The following is a 16,154-nucleotide window of genomic DNA, read 5'->3' as shown; positions in this document are numbered from 1 at the left end:
GCAACAGGAAGGATGAAACCGATGAAACTGAAGGCGAAACTCGCCGCCGCCCTCTCCGCCCTCGCCCTCTCGGCCGCGGCCGCGTCGGCCGAGGCGGTGAAGGTCGGCATGATCACCACGCTCTCGGGCGGCGGCGCCGGGCTCGGCATCGACGTGCGGGACGGATTCCTGCTCGCGCTGAAGCAGGCCGGCTCGGACGTGGAGCTGATCGTGGAGGACGACCAGCAGAAGCCGGACATCGCGGTCCAGCTCGCGGACAAGATGATCCAGTCCGAGAAGGTGGACATCCTGACCGGCATCATCTGGTCCAACCTAGCGATGGCGGTCGTTCCCTCCGCCGTCAACCAGGGCAAGTTCTACCTCTCCCCGAACGCCGGCCCCTCCCAGCTCGCCGGCGCGGGCTGCCACCCGAACTATTTCAACGTCGCCTGGCAGAACGACAACCTGCACGAGGCCGCGGGCGCCTACGCCTCCAGCGCGGGCTTCAAGAACAGCTTCATCCTCGCGCCCAACTATCCGGCGGGGAAGGACGCGCTCTCGGGCTACAAGCGCTTCTTCACCGGCGACTACGCCGGCGAGGTCTACACCCAGCTCGGGCAGACGGACTACGCCGCCGAGATCGCGCAGATCCGCGCCTCCGGGGCCGACTCCGTGTTCTTCTTCCTGCCGGGCGGCATGGGCATCGCCTTCATGAAGCAATACGCCCAGTCCGGCGTCGATATCCCGCTGATCGGCCCCGCCTTCTCCTTTGACCAGGGCATCCTCCAGGCGGTGGGCGACGCCGCGCTCGGCGTGAAGAACACCTCCCAGTGGTCGAAGGATCTCGACAACGCCGCGAACAAGGCCTTCGTCGAGACCTTCCAGGCCGAATACGGCCGGCTCCCCTCGCTCTACGCCAGCCAGGGCTTCGACACGGCGAACCTGATGCTCTCCGCGCTCAAGGCCGCCGCCCCCTCGGATGCGGACGCCTTCCGCGCCGCGCTGATGAAAGCGGACTTCGCCTCCACCCGCGGCGACTTCAGGTTCGGCCCGAACCATCACCCGATCCAGGACATCTATGTCCGCGAGGTCATCAAGGAGGGCGACATCTTCACCAACAAGGTGATCGGCGTCGCGCTGGAGGATCGCGGGGACGCCTACGCGGCCGACTGCAAGATGTGAAGCGGCCCGGAAAGCGCCGGCCCCGGACCTGATCCGGGGCCTCGATCTCAAGAGCGCATGTCGTCGAGGCCCCGGCTCGAGGCCGGGGCCGGGATACAGGAAACCTCATGTCCACCCTCCTCCTGATCGAGCAGATCCTGAACGGGCTCCAGTCCGGCGTCATGCTGTTCCTGATGGCGGCGGGACTGACGCTCGTCTTCGGCGTGATGGGGCTCATCAACCTCGCGCACGGCTCGCTCTACATGGTCGGCGCCTTCGCCTGCGCGACGGTGGCGCTGCTCACGGGCTCGTTCTGGCTCGGCCTCGCCGCCTCGCTCGCCGCCGCGGCGGCGGCGGGGGTGCTGGTGGAGGTGACGGTCCTCCGCCGGCTCTACCGGCGCGACCATCTCGACCAGGTGCTGGCGACCTTCGCGCTGATCCTCATCTTCTCGGAAGCGATCACCTTCACGCAGAAGCAGCTCACCGGCACCTCCCTGCCGATGTATCTCGATCCGCCGGCGCTGCTCGCCGGGGCGGTCAGCCTCCCCTTCGGCATCCAGTACCCCGCCTACCGCCTCGCGATCATCGTCGCCGGGCTTCTGGTGGCGGTCGGTCTCTTCCTCCTGATCGGGAAGACGCGGCTCGGCATCCGCATCCGCGCCGGGGAGAGCGACCGGGAGATGATCGCCGCGCTCGGCGTCGACATTGATCGTCTCTACACCCTCGTCTTCGCCCTCGGCGCCGCGCTGGCGGGCTTCGCCGGGGCGATGGTGGGGGCGATCCAGTCCGTCCAGGTCGGGATGGGGGAGCCCGTGCTGATCCTCGCCTTCGTCGTCATCGTCATCGGCGGCGTCGGCTCGATCCGCGGCGCGCTCTGGGGCGCGCTGCTGGTGGGGCTGACGGATACGCTCGGCCGCTTCCTGCTGCCGATCGGGTTCGAGGCGCTGATGGACCCGGCCTCGGCGCGCGCCGTCGGCGCCTCGCTCGCCTCGATGCTGATCTACATCCTGATGGCGCTGGTGCTGATCTTCCGGCCCACGGGCCTTTTCGGGGCGCGGCCATGATCCGCGAGCCCGTCCTCAACGCCCTGATCCTCTCCGCGCTCCTCCTCGTCCCCCTGGGCGCGCTGGCGATGGACGAGCCCTTCCTCATCACGCTGGCGACGAAGGTCGCGATCTTCGCCCTCGCCGGCGTCGGGCTCAACATCGCGCTCGGGCTCGGCGGCATGGTCTCCTTCGGGCACGCGGCCTTCTTCGGCCTCGGCGGCTACGCGACCGGCGTGCTGGCGAGCCATGCGCTCAACTACGATCCGCTGATGACGGAGCCCTTCCTGATCGAGGGGACGACGCAGATGCTCGTCCACTGGCCCGTCGCGCTCCTCCTCTCGGGCGCGGCCGCCCTCGCCATCGGCGCGCTCTCGCTGCGGACGAGCGGCATCTTCTTCATCATGATCACGCTCGCCTTCGCGCAGATGATCTTTTACTTTGCGATCTCGTGGCCTGCCTATGGCGGCGAGGACGGGCTCTCGATCTATGTCCGCTCCGAATTTCCCGGGCTGAACACGCTCGACCCGATCCAGTTCTTCGCCATCGCCTTCGCGCTCCTCGCCCTCGCGCTCGGCTTCTCCTCCCTCCTCGCCCGCTCCCGCTTCGGCCTCGCGCTGCAAGGCGCGCGGCAGAACGAGGCGCGGTTGCGGGCGACCGGGATCGGCCCCTACCGCATCCGCCTCGTCGCCTTCGTCATCTCCGGCATGATCACCGGCCTCGCCGGCGCGCTCTTCGCCGATCTCAACCGCTTCGTGAGCCCCGCGATGATGAGCTGGCAGACCTCGGGGGAGATCATCGTCTTCGTCATCCTTGGCGGCGTGGGGCGGCTCTTCGGCCCCGTCGCGGGCGCCGGGCTCTACATCCTTCTCGAACACAATCTCGGCGGGCTGACGGAATACTGGAAGCTGCCCTTCGGCTTCCTCCTTCTCGCCGTCGTCCTCTTCGCCCGCGGCGGGCTGATCGGGCTCCTCTCGGGGGAGAAGCGCGATGGCTGAGCCCGTCCTCTCCATTTCCGGCCTCCGGAAGAGCTTCGGCGCCCTCACGGCGACGGACGACGTGACGCTGGACCTGCGGCCCGGCGAGATCCACGCCCTGATCGGCCCGAACGGCGCGGGGAAATCCACCCTCATCAAGCAGATCGTCGGCGAGCTGCGGCAGGACGCGGGCGAAATCCGCCTCCGCGGCGAGGAGATCAGCGCCCTCCCCGCAGAGGCGCGGGCGCGGAGGGGGCTGGCGCGGAGCTTTCAGGTCTCCTCCCTCGCCCCCGAATACACCGTGCTGCAGAACGTCGTCCTCGCGGTGACGGGCGCGCAGGGGCGGGCCTTCGGCTTCTTCCGCCCCGCCATCTCCGACCCATCGCTGACCGGCCCCGCCCGCCGCGCCCTCGCCCGCGTCGGGCTGGGCGAGCGGGAGGGGGTGCGCGCCGCCGATCTCAGCCACGGCGAGCGGCGGAGCCTCGAAGTCGCCATGGCGCTGGCGCTGGAGCCCGCCGCCTTCCTCCTCGACGAGCCGATGGCCGGCATGGGGCCGGAAGGCTCGGCCCGCCTCACCGAACTCCTCTCCGGCCTCCGGTCCGAGGCGCCGATCCTCCTCGTCGAGCATGACATGGACGCCGTCTTCGCGCTGGCGGACCGCATCACCGTCCTCGTCTACGGCGCCGTGATCGCCACCGGCCCGGTCGCGGAAATCCGCGCCCATCCGGAAGTCCGCCGCGCCTATCTCGGGGAGGAGGAATGAGCGCCCTCCTCGAACTCGAAGGCGTCACCGCCTTCTACGGCGCAAGCCAGGCGCTCTTCGGCGTCAGCCTCGAAGTGCGGGAGGGGGAATGCCTCGCCCTTCTCGGCCGCAACGGCATGGGCAAGACGACGACGATCCGCGCCATCGCGCGGATGCTGCCGCACAAGGGGGGGACGATCCGCTTCGCCGGGGAGGACCTCGGCCCCCTCCCCTCCCACCGCGCCGCCCGCCTCGGAATCGGGCTCACGCCGGAGGGGCGGCGCTGCTTCCCCAACCTCACTGTGGAGGAGAATCTCGTCGCCGCCGCCCGCCCCGGCCCCTGGTCCTTCCGCACGGTCGCGAAGCTCTTTCCCCGGCTTGAGGAGCGGCGCGGGCAGCTCGCCGCCTCGCTTTCCGGCGGGGAGCAGCAGATGCTCGCCATCGGCCGGGCGCTGATGACCAACCCGCGCCTCCTGATCCTCGACGAGGCGACGGAAGGCCTCGCCCCCGTCGTCCGGCAAGAGATATGGTCCGCGATCCGCCGGCTGAAGGCGGAGGGCGGGCTCACCATCCTCCTGGTGGACAAGTCGCTGAAGGAGCTCCGCACGGTGGCGGACCGCTTCGCCATACTGGAGAAGGGGGAGAGCGTCTGGTCCGGCGAGGGCGCGGCGCTGAACGCCGAAGTCGTCGAACGCTTCCTTGGGGTCTGAGATGATCTTCGCCCATTCCGTCCCCGTCCGCTTCCACCACTGCGACCCGGCGGGGATCGTCTTCTACCCCCGCTATTTCGACATGGCGAACGAGGCCGTCGAGTGCTGGTTCGCGGCGCGGCTTGGCGCGCCCTTCTGGGCGCTGCACGGCCCGATGGGCCTCGCGACGCCGACCGTCTCGATGGAGGTCCGCTTCACGGCGCCGAGCCGGCACGGGGACCTGCTCTCCGTCGCCATCCGCGCGCTGCGGGTCGGCCGCGCGAGCCTCGACATCTCGACAAGGATCACGGCGGAGGCGGAGACGCGGATGGAGATGCGCTCCACCCTCGTCCTCACGGCGCGGGACGGCGGCCGCCCCCGCCCCTGGCCGGAAGACCTGCGCGCCCGGCTTCTGGCCGAGGCGAATCTGGCGGAGGAGGAAACAGGATGAAGACGATCCAGCCGGAAGGATGGGCGAAGCCCCGCGGCTACGCCAACGGCATGCTGGCGCCGGACGGAACGCTCCATGTCGGCGGGCAGATCGGCTGGGAGGCGGACCAGGTCTTCCGCGCGCATGATTTCGTCGGCCAGTTCGAGCAGGTGCTGCGGAACATCCTCGCCGTGGTCGAGGCGGCGGGCGGGCGCGCGGAGCATGTCGCGCGCCTCACCTGGTTCGTGAAGGACAAGGCCGAATACATGGCCCGCCAGCGCGAGGTCGGGGAGGCCTATCGCCGCGTGATGGGCCGCCACTTCCCCGCCATGAGCGTCGTCATGGTCGCCGACCTCGTGGAGCCCGAGGCGCTGCTTGAGATCGAGGCGACGGCGCACATTCCGCCAGCCTGAGGCTTACCGCCGGCGCGAAAGCCCCGGCAGCCCCACCGGCAGCCCCGCCACCGGCCCGCCCCGCGCGCCCGGAGCGCGAACGCGGGCGAGCGCCGCCTTCGGCCCGGCCATCAGGAGCTGCGCCAGCGGATTCTTCTTCAGCGCGGCCTTCGTCTTCTCGAAGCGCATCACCCCCTCGATCCGCCGGTCGAGAAAGGCCCAGGTGTTCGCGAACCCTTCGGACTGGTCGCCAAGCCAGTAGAGCAGCGTAGAGGAATAGACGCCGGAGAGGATCGCCCGTTTCGAATACCAGTTATAGTCCTGAGACGTGTCGCCGAGCGCCGTCCAGATCGCGTCGGCCGTGCCCCAGATCAGCCGCGCGCCTTCCGGCGCGTTCATCGGCAGGGAGAAGAGCGTCGCCCCGCGCCGCACAGCCTCGCGCTCCCGCGCCGCGACTTCGAGCCGGAGGCGCACGAGCCGCGCCACCCGCTCCGAATAGCGCAGCGCGCCGAGATCGGTCTCCGCCGCCAGCCGCGTCATCTCCGCATCGCCGGCCTTGTGGAAGGCGACGGCGAGGTCGAGCCCCCGGCGGGGCGTCGCCGCGCGCGCCGTCGCCTCGTCGATCCCCGAATCGGCGACCGCGGCGCGCCAGGTCGCGTCGGACCAGCCGTCGAACGGCGCATGGGGGAGCGCGGCGGCGAGGAGCCGGGCGCGGACGGCCTCCATCGAGTCGCCCGCGGGGTCGGTCGTGTCGGTCGCTTCGGTCATCTCGTCTCCACGTGTGCACACAGGCGGTGGACAGGGCCGCCTCGCTTGGCTATATAGCGCCCTCCTGCAAAAACCGAAACTCGAACACTGGAAAGGTGGTGACGTAAGTGCAGGTTCTGGTTCGCGACAACAATGTCGATCAGGCGCTCCGCGCGCTGAAGAAGAAGATGCAGCGCGAGGGTATCTTCCGCGAGATGAAGCTTCGGCAGCATTATGAGAAGCCGTCCGTGAAGAAGGCCCGCGAGAAGGCCGAGGCGATTCGCCGGGCGCGCAAGCTCGCGCGCAAGAAAGCGCAGCGCGAAGGCTCGGTCTGACGGCGATCTCCGTTCGACGGCGTTGACGATGAACCCCCGGAGCCGGCTCCGGGGGTTTTCGTTTGCGCGTGGCCCTCAGTCTTTCGGAAGTTGCGGCGGCGCGGGATTTGGGAGCCCGCCGCCGCTTCACTCCCGGGCGGCGGCCTTGCCGCTTCGCCCGCCCTTCCCGCGCCCTTGGTGGGTGTCGGCGCGGAACGCTGGGCGGCTTCCACACTCATGGTAAGAGAATGCGCCCACGCCCTTCGCGCGCAAGCCCGCCTTCACGAGCGCGCGGCGCTTTGCGCCGGCCACGCCGGCGCCGGGCAAGTCGCGCGCCATCCGTTTACGCGCCTGCCGGCTTCGGCTAGTCTCGCACTTCATTCATGCGTCACGAATGGGGAAGGACCTGAAAATGAACCGGGATCGGGGCCCCCTCGCGAACGGCGCGCTCCTCGCCCTGGCGCTCGCGCTCATCCTCGCCGCCCATGAGGTGAACCGGCAGCCGGGCTGGACGCTGATCGGCGTCTACGTCTACTGGTTCTGCCGGGTCGGCATGGCTTATCTCATCATCGTCGGCGCCTATGCGGCGCTGGCGCAGGCGCTTCCCGAACGGTCCTCGCCCTATGCCCATGTCGGGCTGGCCACGGCGCTCTCCTACCCGCCCTTCGTCATGGCGGTGACGACGCTGGACCTCATCATCGGCGACGTGACCCTTCTCGGCACGGCGCCCGACGTGCTGGTGAGCCGCCTGGGGCTCGAGGCCGCGTCGCTCATCGACAATCACCTGACGACATCCGCGCTCCTCCTCACGCCCTATCTGCGCAATGCGCTGGCGCCGGCCGCGCCGCGGCCCGCCCTGCCCTATGCGCCGCCGCGCGAGGCGGCCGCCGCCGCCGCTCCGCCATCCGCGGCGTCGGCGGAGCCGGAGCCGGATCGCGCGCGGCTGGAGGTTCCGGGCCTCCTCCTCGCCTCTCAGCCCCCGGTGGAGGGCGACCTCCTCGCCGCGGAGGCGCAGGAGCATTACGTCAAGCTGAAGGCGACCGGGCAGGGCGGCATGGCGCTCTACCGCTTCGGCGACGCGGTGAGGGATCTCGCACGGTATCCCGGCATGCAGATCCACCGCTCGCACTGGGTGGCGGATCCGGCGGTGGCGGCGGTGATCGGCAAGCGCGGCTCGATGAAGCTCGAACTGTCGACGGGGGAGGTCATCCCCGTATCCCGCCGCTACGAGCTGGAGGTCGAAGCCCGATATGCGGACCGGGAGCGGCGCGCCGAATAGCGGCAGAGCGCCGGAAGGCGCGCCCCGGAACGCCGCGAAGGCTTGCGCGGGGCGCGGATTCCCCGCTCTATCCCCGGATCGCGCCCCGGAGCCCTCCGCCATGCAGCCCCTTCTAGACCGCATCGAAGCCGCCGCCCGACGGACCGCCGAAGACGGGCGCACGGCGCAATACATCCCCGCCCTCGCCCGCGTGGACCCGAAGAAATTCGCCCTCGCCGTCGTGACGAAAGAGGGCGCCGAATACACCGCCGGCGATGCCGACGAGCCCTTCTCCATCCAGTCGATCTCGAAGCTCTTCACGCTGGCGCTGGCGATGGAGTGGATCGGAGAGAGCCTGTGGGACCGGGTGACGCGGGAACCCTCGGGCATGCGCTTCAACTCCATCATACAGCTGGAGACGGAGAACGGCGTGCCGCGCAACCCGTTCATCAACGCCGGCGCCATCGTGGTGACGGACGCGCTGCTGCACACCCGCCCCTCCATCGCCGTCGGCTTCCGCAACCAGATGCGCCTCCTGAGCCGGGACGAGAGCATCCGCTATGACAGCGAGGTCCACCGCTCCGAGATCGCGACGGGGGACATGAACCGCGCCGCCGCCTTCCTCCTGAAGGCGAAGGGTAACCTGACGGAGGACCCGATCGAGGCGACCAACGTCTACTTCCAGTTCTGCTCCCTTGCCATGAGCGCGCGGCAGCTCGCCCGCGCCGCGCTCTTCCTCGTCGCGCCGCAGCCGGGGGACGCGGCGCTGGCGAAGGGAACCCATGCGCTCCGCCTCCGGGCGATCATGCGGACCTGCGGGCTCTACGACCAGTCGGGCGAATTCGCCTTCCGCGTCGGCCTGCCCGCGAAATCGGGCGTGGGCGGCGGAATCGTCGCGGTGAACCCGGCGAAGGGCTATGCGGCCTGCGCCTGGTCTCCCCCGCTCGACAAGTTCGGCAATTCCATCGCCGCGACCGAGGCGCTTGCGCTCCTCGCGGCCGAGACCGGGGTCTGAGGCGCCATGAGGCGGATCTGCGTCTATTGCGGCTCGCGCGACGGGGACGATCCGGCCTTCGCCCGCGCGGCCGAGGCCGTCGGCGCCGGGATCGCGGCGCGCGGCTTCGGCCTCGTCTACGGCGCGGGCGATGTCGGCCTCATGAGCCGCGTCGCCGCCGCGGCGCTGAAGGGCGGGGCGGAGGTGATCGGCGTGATCCCCCATCACCTCCGTACGCGGGAGATCGAGCGCTCCGGCCTCACCGAGCTCATCCGCGTCGCCACGATGCATGAGCGGAAGACGATCATGTTCGAACGCGCGGATTCATTCGTCGCCCTGCCCGGCGGGCCGGGGACGCTGGACGAGCTGATCGAGCTTCTCACCTGGCGGCAGCTCGGCCTCCATGAGAAACCCGCGCATCTCCTCAATCTCGGCGGCTACTGGGATCCGCTGCTCGCGCTCTTCCGCCAATGCGTGGACCGCGGCTTCGCCTCGCCCGGCTTCCTCGACTATCTCGCCGTGCACGAAACGCCGGAGGCGTTGCTCGAAGCGCTCTGACTCAGCGGCCCTCGACGCGCCAGGCCGCGACCATCAGGCCCGCGGAGAGGAGCAGCATCAGCCAACCGGGCGCGAGCGGCGTGAGCCGAACATCCTCCACCGCATAGGCCTCCCGCCGCGCGAGCCCCGCCCAGCCGCGGCCCGAGGCGGCGCGGCCCTCGCCGACCCGGCGGATATCCGGCGGCCCGTCCTCCAGCCAGTGCGCGCCGCCGCGCGTCGCGGTCAGGAGCGCAGCGAGCGGCTCCGCGCTCGCCACCGCGCGCTCGAACTCCACCGGCGCCGGCGGCCCGATCGCCGCGATGGAGGAGAGCGCGCCGTCGGAGAGGAGATGCAATCCCTGCTCCTCCGCCTCGAACACCGCGCGCCAGAGCCCGGGCCCCGCCGCTTCGAAGGGGACGACGGACCGCGCGCCGGAGGGTGCGACGATCTCCAGCCGCTCCGGGTTCTCCTTCACGGAGCGGCGCGTCACGGTCAGCCGCGCGCCCTCCGCCACGGCCGAGAGCGCCTCCTCCTCCAGCTCCGGCTCCTTCATCAGCCAGTGCGCGAGGCGGCGCAGAAGCTCCGCCTGCGGCCCCCCGCCCTCATAGCCGCGGGACCAGAGCCAGGCATGGTCGGAGCCGAGCACGGCGACGCGCCCCTCCCCGACCCGGTCGAGCACGAGGAGCGGGCGCTCGTCCGCCCCCGCCATCACCACCTCGCCGGAAAGGCGCTCCATCTCGATCTGCCGCATCCACCGGCCCCAGGCCGGCGCGCCCGGCGCCCCGCCGTTGAAGAGGTCGAGCCCGGCGGTCACCGGGTGCCGCGCGCCCGGCTCCGTGACGGTCGGCAGATAGGGCGCCTCGATCAGCCCGCCCGTCGGCGCCACGGGCAGGATCTCCGCCAGCGGCGTGCGATAGAGGCTCTCCACCCCCGCGAACCACGGGCCGGCCGCGATCAGCACCGCGCCGCCGTCGCGCACATAGCGGGCGATGTTGGCGATATAGGGGGAGGGCAGCACGCCGCGGCGGCGGTAGCGGTCGAAGATGATGAGGTCGAACTCGTCCACCTTTTCGAGGAACAGCTCCCGCGTCGGAAACGCGATGAGCGAAAGCTCGAAGACGGGCGTGCCGTCCTGCTTCGTCGGCGGGCGAAGGATGGTGAAATGGACGAGATCGACGGAGGGATCGGCCTTCAGCAGGTTCCGCCAGGTCCGCTCCCCGGAATGCGGCTCGCCCGAGACGAGGAGGACGCGCAGCCGGTCCCGCACCCCGTTCACGGTGAAGGCGGCGCGGTTGTTCCGCTCCGTCGCCTCGCCCTCCGCGACTTCGAGCGCAAGCTCGACGATGTTGGCCCCGCCATGCGTGATCGGAATCGTGAGCGAAGCCTCGCGGCCCGCCGCCACCGCCGTCTCCCCCGCCGGCGCGCCGTCCACCGTGATCGAGACGCGCGCCGCCGGCAGCGCCGCGAGCCGCGCCTCCGGGCCGAAATCCTCCACCCGGAAACGGAAGGTCACGTCCTCGCCGACGATCCCGAAGGCCGGCGCGGCGCTCACATGGAGCCGCCGGTCGAACTCGCCCCGCGCCCCGGTCAGGAGCGCGTTGACCGGGCCGGGAAAGCTCTCCAGCAGCTCCGCGTCATGCGCCTGCCCGTCCGTGACGAGGAGCGCGCCCGCGATCCGGTCCTGCGGAACCTCGGCCGCGGCGGCCGTGAGCGCGGAGAGGAGCCGCGTGCCCGGGTCCGCCACCGGCCCGCCCTCGTTCCGCACGCGGACGACGCGCGGCTCGACAGGGTTCTCCGGGTCGCGCGCGTTCAGCGCCTCGATCGCGGCGAGCGCCGCCGCCTCCGCCTCCGCCGCCTGCGCCGTCCGCTCGCCGATTGACTGGCTCTCGCTTTCGTCCACCACGACGAAGGCGATGTCGGTCAGCCCCTGCCGCACCTCCCGCACGAGGGAGGGGTTGGCGAGCGCGAGGAAAAGCGCGCCGAAGCCGAGCGCGCGGAGCGCCCATGCGGGCGAGCGCGCCAGGGCGGCGTAGACGCAGAGCAGCAGCGCCACGGCCCCCGCAAGGATCAGGACGAGCGGCGAAAGCGCCGGGTCGAAGGCGATCGCGGCGTTCAATTCCCCAGCCTCTCAAGCAGCGCCGGCACATGCACCTGATCGGATTTGTAGTTGCCCGTCAGCGCATAGAGCACGACATTGACGCCGAAGCGGAAGGCGAGCTCGCGCTGGCGGAAGCCGTCCGCCCGGCCCACCGGGGCGAGGAAGTCGCCGCCCTCGCTCACCGCCCAGGCCGCCGCCCAGTCCGCCGCGCCGATGACGACGGGGGAGACGCCGTCATTCGGGTCGGAGATCAGGCTCCGCCCCTCCTCCCCCTCCGGCGCCGGGCGCGGCGCTTCGAGCCAGACCTCGCCGCCGGTCCACCGCCCCGGAAACCGGTCGAGAAGGTAGAAGGTGCGCGTGAGCACGTGATCCGCCGGAACCGGCACGAGCGGCGGCAGGTCGAGCGCGGCGACGAGCCGGCGAAGCGCGCCGGCGTTGGGCCCGGAGGCGGAGCCGCCGCGGGCGAGATGCGCGTCCCGCGTGTCGATCAGCAGCATCCCGCCGTTCCGCATGTATTCGTTCAGCCGGGCGGAGGCCTCGTCGGAGGGCGTGGGCTGCCCGTCCGTCACCGGCCAGTAGAGGATCGGGTAGAAGGCGAGCTCGTCCGTCTCCAGGTTCACCGCCATCGGCTCGACCGGCTCGACCGCCGTGCGCGCCGCGAGCACGCGGGAAAGGCCGCGGAGCCCCGCCTCCGCCATCCGGTCAACCTCGGCGTCCCCGGTCAGGATATGGGCGAGCACGGTCTGGTTCGCCGCGATCACCGCGCGCTCCTCCTCCGCGCTCTGCGCCTCCGCCCTTTGCGGCGCCCCGATCCCGGCCCCGAAACCGGCCCCGAATCCGGCGGCGAGCAGCAGCGCCGCCACGCCGCGGCCGAGCCGCAGCCGCCGGCCGGATAGCCGCATCGCGGCGATCAGGTCCGCCATGAAGAGCAGCACCGCGAAGCCGAGCAGCCAGTGCGCCAGCGGCCGCTCCGTCCGCCCGCCCAGCGTCTCGACTCCGGCGGAAAGCGGCGGCGACGGCGCCAGACTCAGCGCCTCGGGCTCCGGAAACAGGTTGTAGGCGAGCCGCGCCGTCTCCCCCGCATAGAGGCCCGGGGGCGCGTCCGGCCCCGCCGGTTCGGCGAGCCGCGCGGCGGGCACGGCCGCCGCGTCCCCCGCCGCCGGCGCCGCGCGGCCGAACCCGTCCAGCGCCGCGACAAGGCGCATCGGCGCCTCGGGCGGCGGCGCCTCGCCCGCCCCGCCCCCGGCCGAGAGCGCGATGAGCCGGCGCTGCATGTCCACGAACAGGCCCGAAAGCGGGAGGGAGGACCATTCGGCGTTCGCCGTCACATGAAAGAGCACGACCCGCCCGTCGCCGAGCGGCGCCGCCGTCACCAGCGGCGTCCCGTCCTCCAGCGTCGCCCAGGTCTTGTCCGCGAGGTCGGGGCCGAGCCGGGCGAGGATCTGGCTCGAAACCGTCACCTCCCGCGGCGCGGCGAGGCCGAAGAACGGGCTCTCGCGCGTGAAGTCGCGGATCGCCTGCGGCGCGCCCCAGGCCATCGCGCCGCCCACAGCCCGCCCCCCGGCGCGGAGCGGAACGGGGAGGAGCGGGTCCTCCTCCGCCGCATCCGCCGCGCCCGCCGCGGCGAGGTCGGCGCCGCGCGCCAGCCGGGGCCCCGCGAAGCGGACGAGAAGGCCGCCGTCGCGCACGAATTCCTCCAGCGCCTCCCGCTCCGGCCCGGCGATGCGCCCGATATCGGCGAGATAGATCGCGTCAGGATTGGCGGCGATGAGGTCGGAGACGCTCCCCTCCACCACTTCCGCGTTCCGCTCCAGCGCGGTGCGGAGATAATGGAGCGAGGAGACGAGGCGCAGCCCGCCATCCTCCGCCGCCCCCGCGGCGAGGCCGACGCGCCGGCGGCGCTGGCTTTCGTCCGTCAGCGCGACGGCGCCCGCGCTCTCCTCCTCGATGAGGGCGAGGCGCGTGATCTGGTTCCGGAGTTCGAGCGGCAGGTCGATCTCGGCGTCCGCGACGTCCTCGTCCGGCGAGAACAGCGCCTCCGCCGTCGCCAGCCGCCGCTCCCCCTCGCCCTCGCCCGGCGCCCGGCCGAAGACGGCGACGCGCGCCGCCCGCTCCGGCCCGCCGCCCGCGCGAAGGACGGAGACCATCATCCGCCCCTCCTCCAGCCGCGGGGAGGAGAGCGCGGCGGCGGTCGCCTCGGGCCCGATGACGCGCAGCCCGCCCAGCCCGTCCAGCGCCCTCGCCAGCGCGCCGGAATCGCCATGCGCCAGCCCGTCCGTGATGAACACCACGTCGAGCGCGCCCTCTTCGTCCGAGGGCCGAACCATGCCTTCGAAAGCCTCGGCCCAGTCCTCCCGCAGCGGCGCCCAGGGCGCCGGCGTCAGCGCCTCGACGACGCCGCGCCATTCGCCCGCGGGCCGGGGCGTGATCCGGAAATCGGGCGGAACCGGCTGGGCGACGACATGGAGGGAGACGGGCCGCCCCGCCCGCTCGGCCCGCTCGATCTCGGCCAGCGCCGCCTCGCGCCTCAGGTCCCAGTCCGGCGCGCTGGCCCAGCCGCCGTCCATGACGACCACGACCGGGCCTGATCCCGCCAGCCGCTCCTTCGGGTTCAGCACCGGCTCCGCGAAGGCGAGGATCAGCGCGGCGGCCAGCGCCATGCGCAGGATCAGGAGCCAGAGCGGCGTGCGGTGCGGCGTCTTCTCCGGGTCTTCGAGCCCGAGGAGGAGCCGCACGCCGGGGAAGGAAATGCGCCCGGGGGCCGGCGGCGTCGCCTTCAGCAGCAGCCAGAGCGCCGGCAGCGTCGCCAGCGCGGCCAGCAGCCACGGGTTGAGGAAGGCGAGCGCGCCGAGGGTCAGCATCAGCGGCGCCCCCCGGCGAGAAGGGCGTAGAGCCAGAGCAGCGCCTTCCGCGGGCTCTCGTCCGTCCGGTGGACGAGCACGCGCCAGCCGCAGCGCCGGGCGAGCCGCTCAAGGTCCGCGCGGCGCTCCGCCAGCCGGTCTCTGTAGGCCTGCTGGAGCCCGCGCGCGCGGTCCGTCTCGAACTTCACGCTGCGGCCCAGCGATTCGAAGATCAGCCGCCCGTCGAAGGGAAAGGTCTCCTCCGCCCGGTCCACCACCTGCACATAGGCGCCCGAGACGCCGGCGGCCGCGGCGTGGATGAGCGCGGGGAAGATCTCGTCTCGCGCCCCCATGAAATCGGAGAGGAACACCGCCTGCCCCCCGCGGGCGAAATCCGCGCGCGGCGGCGCGCCGAAATCCGGCCGGCTCGCGCGCGTCTCGGTCAGGATCGCGCCCATGCGGATCAGCTGGCTCTCCCCGCTCGCCGGCCTTGCGGCGTCCGTGCCGAGGAGGCTGACCCGCTCCCCGCCCCGGATCAGCAGCACGCCGAGCGCGAGCGAGAGGAGCGCCGCGCGCTCCGCCTTCGTCCGCACCGCGCCTTCGGAGCGGAAATCCATCGAGAGCGCGTCGTCGCGCCAGATCGAGACGGTCTGCGCCGCCTCCCACTCCATCTCGCGCACGAACATGTGATCGGACCGGGCGGAGCGCCGCCAGTCGACCGACTGGTGCGGGTCGCCCGGCAGCGCCTCGCGGAACTGCCAGAACGCCTCGCCCGGCCCGGCGCGCTTCCGCCCGTGCACCCCGGCTGCCACCGAAGCCGCGAGCCGCTCCGCCTCCGCCAGCAGCGGCGGGAGCGAGCCCGAAATCCGCTCCGCGTCGCGCCGGAGCCAGCCGGCGCCGACCCGTTCGACGGGCTTCGGGGCGGCCGGAGCGGCCATCAGGCCGCGTCTTCCGCCGCGCCGAGCGCGCGCGCGGAGAGCGCGTCGATCACCCGTTCGAGGCTGTCGCCCTCCGCCCGCGCCGCGAAGGTCAGCGCCATGCGGTGGACGAGCGCGGGCCGCGCCAGCGCCGCCACGTCGTCGATATCGGGGGCGAGCCGCCCGTCCATCAGCGCCCGCGCGCGCGCGGCGAGCATCAGCGCCTGCGCCGCCCGGGGCCCGGGGCCCCAGTTCACCGCGCGCTCCACGAAATCATAGGCTTCCGGCTCGCCCGGCCGCGCCGAACGCACCAGCCGCAGGATCGCGTCCACCACCCGCTCGCCCACCGGCATCCGCCGGACGAGCCGCTGCGCGGCCATCAGCTCCTCCCCCGTGAAGACGGGCGCGGCCGTCGCCTCGCCGAGCGAGGTCGTGGCGATCAGGATCTCCCGCTCCGCCGCCAGCGTCGGATAGACGACGTCGATCTGGAGGAGGAACCGGTCCAGCTGCGCCTCCGGCAACGGATAGGTCCCCTCCTGCTCGATCGGGTTCTGCGTCGCGAGCACATGGAAGGGCGGCGTCAGGTCGCGCCGCTGGCCCGCGATGGTGACGAACTTCTCCTGCATCGCCTGGAGCAGCGCGGATTGCGTGCGCGGGGAGGCGCGGTTGATCTCGTCCGCCATCAGGAGCTGGCAGAAGATCGGCCCCTCGATGAAGCGGAAGGAGCGGCCGCCGCCCGCCGTCTCCTCCAGCACCTCGGCGCCGAGAATGTCCGCCGGCATCAGGTCCGGCGTGAACTGGATGCGCTTCGCATCGAGCCCCATCACCACGCCCAGCGTCTCCACGAGCCGCGTCTTGGCGAGGCCCGGCGCCCCGACGAGGAGCGCATGCCCGCCCGAGAGCATCGCGTTGAGCGCGAGGTCGACGACCGTCTCCTGCCCGATAACGCGCTTGGCGATCTCCGCCCGCGCCGCGCGGAGCTTTTCGCCGACCGCCTCGATCTCTCCGATGATGTCCGGCTCTGCGCTCATGGGCC

The 16,154-nt window shown here is 72.0% G+C and carries 16 protein-coding genes; 11 read left to right on the top strand and 5 right to left on the bottom strand.

Features of this window, described 5'->3' with window-relative positions; genetic code table 11:
* The first annotated feature begins 21 nt into the window (after positions 1-21).
* The 7 genes from ACE37J_RS14510 to ACE37J_RS14480 all read left to right on the top strand — a co-directional run bounded on the left by ACE37J_RS14510 (position 22) and on the right by ACE37J_RS14480 (position 5,434).
* Positions 22-1,161, top strand: coding sequence for an ABC transporter substrate-binding protein (locus ACE37J_RS14510; RefSeq protein ID WP_409712150.1), 1,140 nt, complete (start codon positions 22-24; stop codon positions 1,159-1,161).
* A 107-nt stretch (positions 1,162-1,268) separates the two neighbouring features.
* Complete coding sequence (locus tag ACE37J_RS14505; protein ID WP_409712148.1) at positions 1,269-2,204, top strand: branched-chain amino acid ABC transporter permease; 936 nt, start codon at positions 1,269-1,271, stop codon at positions 2,202-2,204.
* Positions 2,201-3,181, top strand: a complete 981-nt coding sequence (locus ACE37J_RS14500; protein ID WP_409712146.1) for a branched-chain amino acid ABC transporter permease — start codon at positions 2,201-2,203, stop codon at positions 3,179-3,181. The genes ACE37J_RS14505 and ACE37J_RS14500 overlap by 4 nt, the downstream gene beginning before the upstream one ends.
* Positions 3,174-3,923: an ABC transporter ATP-binding protein gene (locus tag ACE37J_RS14495; RefSeq protein WP_409712144.1), complete on the top strand. Its 750-nt coding sequence runs from the start codon at positions 3,174-3,176 to the stop codon at positions 3,921-3,923. The genes ACE37J_RS14500 and ACE37J_RS14495 overlap by 8 nt, the downstream gene beginning before the upstream one ends.
* Positions 3,920-4,612: an ABC transporter ATP-binding protein gene (locus ACE37J_RS14490; RefSeq protein ID WP_409712142.1), complete on the top strand. Its 693-nt coding sequence runs from the start codon at positions 3,920-3,922 to the stop codon at positions 4,610-4,612. Before ACE37J_RS14495 ends, ACE37J_RS14490 begins: the two co-directional genes overlap by 4 nt.
* A gap of 1 nt (position 4,613) precedes the next feature.
* Complete coding sequence (locus ACE37J_RS14485; RefSeq protein WP_409712140.1) at positions 4,614-5,042, top strand: acyl-CoA thioesterase; 429 nt, start codon at positions 4,614-4,616, stop codon at positions 5,040-5,042.
* Positions 5,039-5,434: a RidA family protein gene (locus ACE37J_RS14480; RefSeq protein ID WP_409712138.1), complete on the top strand. Its 396-nt coding sequence runs from the start codon at positions 5,039-5,041 to the stop codon at positions 5,432-5,434. Before ACE37J_RS14485 ends, ACE37J_RS14480 begins: the two co-directional genes overlap by 4 nt.
* 3 nt (positions 5,435-5,437) lie before the next feature.
* On the opposite strand, the gene ACE37J_RS14475 is transcribed toward ACE37J_RS14480, so the two are convergent.
* Positions 5,438-6,181: a COQ9 family protein gene (locus tag ACE37J_RS14475; protein WP_409712136.1), complete on the bottom strand. Its 744-nt coding sequence runs from the start codon at positions 6,179-6,181 to the stop codon at positions 5,438-5,440.
* Positions 6,182-6,288: 107 nt separating this feature from the next.
* On the opposite strand from ACE37J_RS14475, the gene rpsU reads away from it, so the two are divergent.
* The 4 genes from rpsU (at position 6,289) to ACE37J_RS14455 (ending at position 9,284) form a co-directional block, all read left to right on the top strand.
* Positions 6,289-6,495, top strand: a complete 207-nt coding sequence (rpsU, locus tag ACE37J_RS14470) for a 30S ribosomal protein S21 (protein WP_409712134.1) — start codon at positions 6,289-6,291, stop codon at positions 6,493-6,495.
* Between the two features lie 391 nt (positions 6,496-6,886).
* Complete coding sequence (locus tag ACE37J_RS14465) at positions 6,887-7,753, top strand: LytTR family DNA-binding domain-containing protein (RefSeq protein WP_409712132.1); 867 nt, start codon at positions 6,887-6,889, stop codon at positions 7,751-7,753.
* Between the two features lie 100 nt (positions 7,754-7,853).
* The gene (gene glsA, locus ACE37J_RS14460; RefSeq protein WP_409712130.1) at positions 7,854-8,747 is read left to right on the top strand and encodes a glutaminase A; all 894 of its coding nucleotides are present in this window, start codon (positions 7,854-7,856) and stop codon (positions 8,745-8,747) included.
* Between the two features lie 6 nt (positions 8,748-8,753).
* Positions 8,754-9,284, top strand: coding sequence for a TIGR00730 family Rossman fold protein (locus tag ACE37J_RS14455; protein ID WP_409712128.1), 531 nt, complete (start codon positions 8,754-8,756; stop codon positions 9,282-9,284).
* 1 nt (position 9,285) lies between these two features.
* On the opposite strand, the gene ACE37J_RS14450 is transcribed toward ACE37J_RS14455, so the two are convergent.
* The 4 genes from ACE37J_RS14450 to ACE37J_RS14435 are packed head-to-tail and all read right to left on the bottom strand — an operon-like array spanning position 9,286 to position 16,149.
* Positions 9,286-11,379, bottom strand: coding sequence for a hypothetical protein (locus ACE37J_RS14450; RefSeq protein WP_409712126.1), 2,094 nt, complete (start codon positions 11,377-11,379; stop codon positions 9,286-9,288).
* Positions 11,376-14,222 carry a DUF4159 domain-containing protein gene (locus ACE37J_RS14445; RefSeq protein WP_409712124.1) on the bottom strand — a complete coding sequence of 949 codons (2,847 nt, stop codon included), beginning with the start codon at positions 14,220-14,222 and terminating at the stop codon, positions 11,376-11,378. Before ACE37J_RS14445 ends, ACE37J_RS14450 begins: the two co-directional genes overlap by 4 nt.
* On the bottom strand, positions 14,222-15,139 hold the full coding sequence (locus ACE37J_RS14440; protein ID WP_409712122.1) for a DUF58 domain-containing protein: 918 nt from the start codon (positions 15,137-15,139) through the stop codon (positions 14,222-14,224). The genes ACE37J_RS14445 and ACE37J_RS14440 overlap by 1 nt, the downstream gene beginning before the upstream one ends.
* The gene (locus tag ACE37J_RS14435) at positions 15,139-16,149 is read right to left on the bottom strand and encodes an AAA family ATPase (protein ID WP_409712120.1); all 1,011 of its coding nucleotides are present in this window, start codon (positions 16,147-16,149) and stop codon (positions 15,139-15,141) included. The genes ACE37J_RS14440 and ACE37J_RS14435 overlap by 1 nt, the downstream gene beginning before the upstream one ends.
* Between the last annotated feature and the right edge of the window lie 5 nt (positions 16,150-16,154).

Origin of the sequence: Pikeienuella sp. (assembly GCF_046290545.1) — a bacterium.
GTDB lineage: Bacteria > Pseudomonadota > Alphaproteobacteria > Rhodobacterales > Rhodobacteraceae > Pikeienuella.
This window is presented reverse-complemented; position numbering and strand designations above follow the sequence as displayed.

Bases quoted from the DNA above. Each gene is read 5' to 3' on its own strand.
- ACE37J_RS14510 (WP_409712150.1), top strand. From the start codon at position 22: ATGAAACTGAAGGCGAAACTCGCCGCCGCCCTCTCCGCCCTCGCCCTC.
- ACE37J_RS14440 (WP_409712122.1), bottom strand. From the start codon at position 15,139: ATGGCCGCTCCGGCCGCCCCGAAGCCCGTCGAACGGGTCGGCGCCGGC.
- ACE37J_RS14455 (WP_409712128.1), top strand. From the start codon at position 8,754: ATGAGGCGGATCTGCGTCTATTGCGGCTCGCGCGACGGGGACGATCCG.
- ACE37J_RS14485 (WP_409712140.1), top strand. From the start codon at position 4,614: ATGATCTTCGCCCATTCCGTCCCCGTCCGCTTCCACCACTGCGACCCG.
- glsA (WP_409712130.1), top strand. From the start codon at position 7,854: ATGCAGCCCCTTCTAGACCGCATCGAAGCCGCCGCCCGACGGACCGCC.
- ACE37J_RS14435 (WP_409712120.1), bottom strand. From the start codon at position 16,149: ATGAGCGCAGAGCCGGACATCATCGGAGAGATCGAGGCGGTCGGCGAA.
- ACE37J_RS14465 (WP_409712132.1), top strand. From the start codon at position 6,887: ATGAACCGGGATCGGGGCCCCCTCGCGAACGGCGCGCTCCTCGCCCTG.
- ACE37J_RS14495 (WP_409712144.1), top strand. From the start codon at position 3,174: ATGGCTGAGCCCGTCCTCTCCATTTCCGGCCTCCGGAAGAGCTTCGGC.
- ACE37J_RS14475 (WP_409712136.1), bottom strand. From the start codon at position 6,181: ATGACCGAAGCGACCGACACGACCGACCCCGCGGGCGACTCGATGGAG.
- ACE37J_RS14500 (WP_409712146.1), top strand. From the start codon at position 2,201: ATGATCCGCGAGCCCGTCCTCAACGCCCTGATCCTCTCCGCGCTCCTC.
- ACE37J_RS14480 (WP_409712138.1), top strand. From the start codon at position 5,039: ATGAAGACGATCCAGCCGGAAGGATGGGCGAAGCCCCGCGGCTACGCC.
- ACE37J_RS14445 (WP_409712124.1), bottom strand. From the start codon at position 14,222: ATGCTGACCCTCGGCGCGCTCGCCTTCCTCAACCCGTGGCTGCTGGCC.
- ACE37J_RS14490 (WP_409712142.1), top strand. From the start codon at position 3,920: ATGAGCGCCCTCCTCGAACTCGAAGGCGTCACCGCCTTCTACGGCGCA.
- ACE37J_RS14505 (WP_409712148.1), top strand. From the start codon at position 1,269: ATGTCCACCCTCCTCCTGATCGAGCAGATCCTGAACGGGCTCCAGTCC.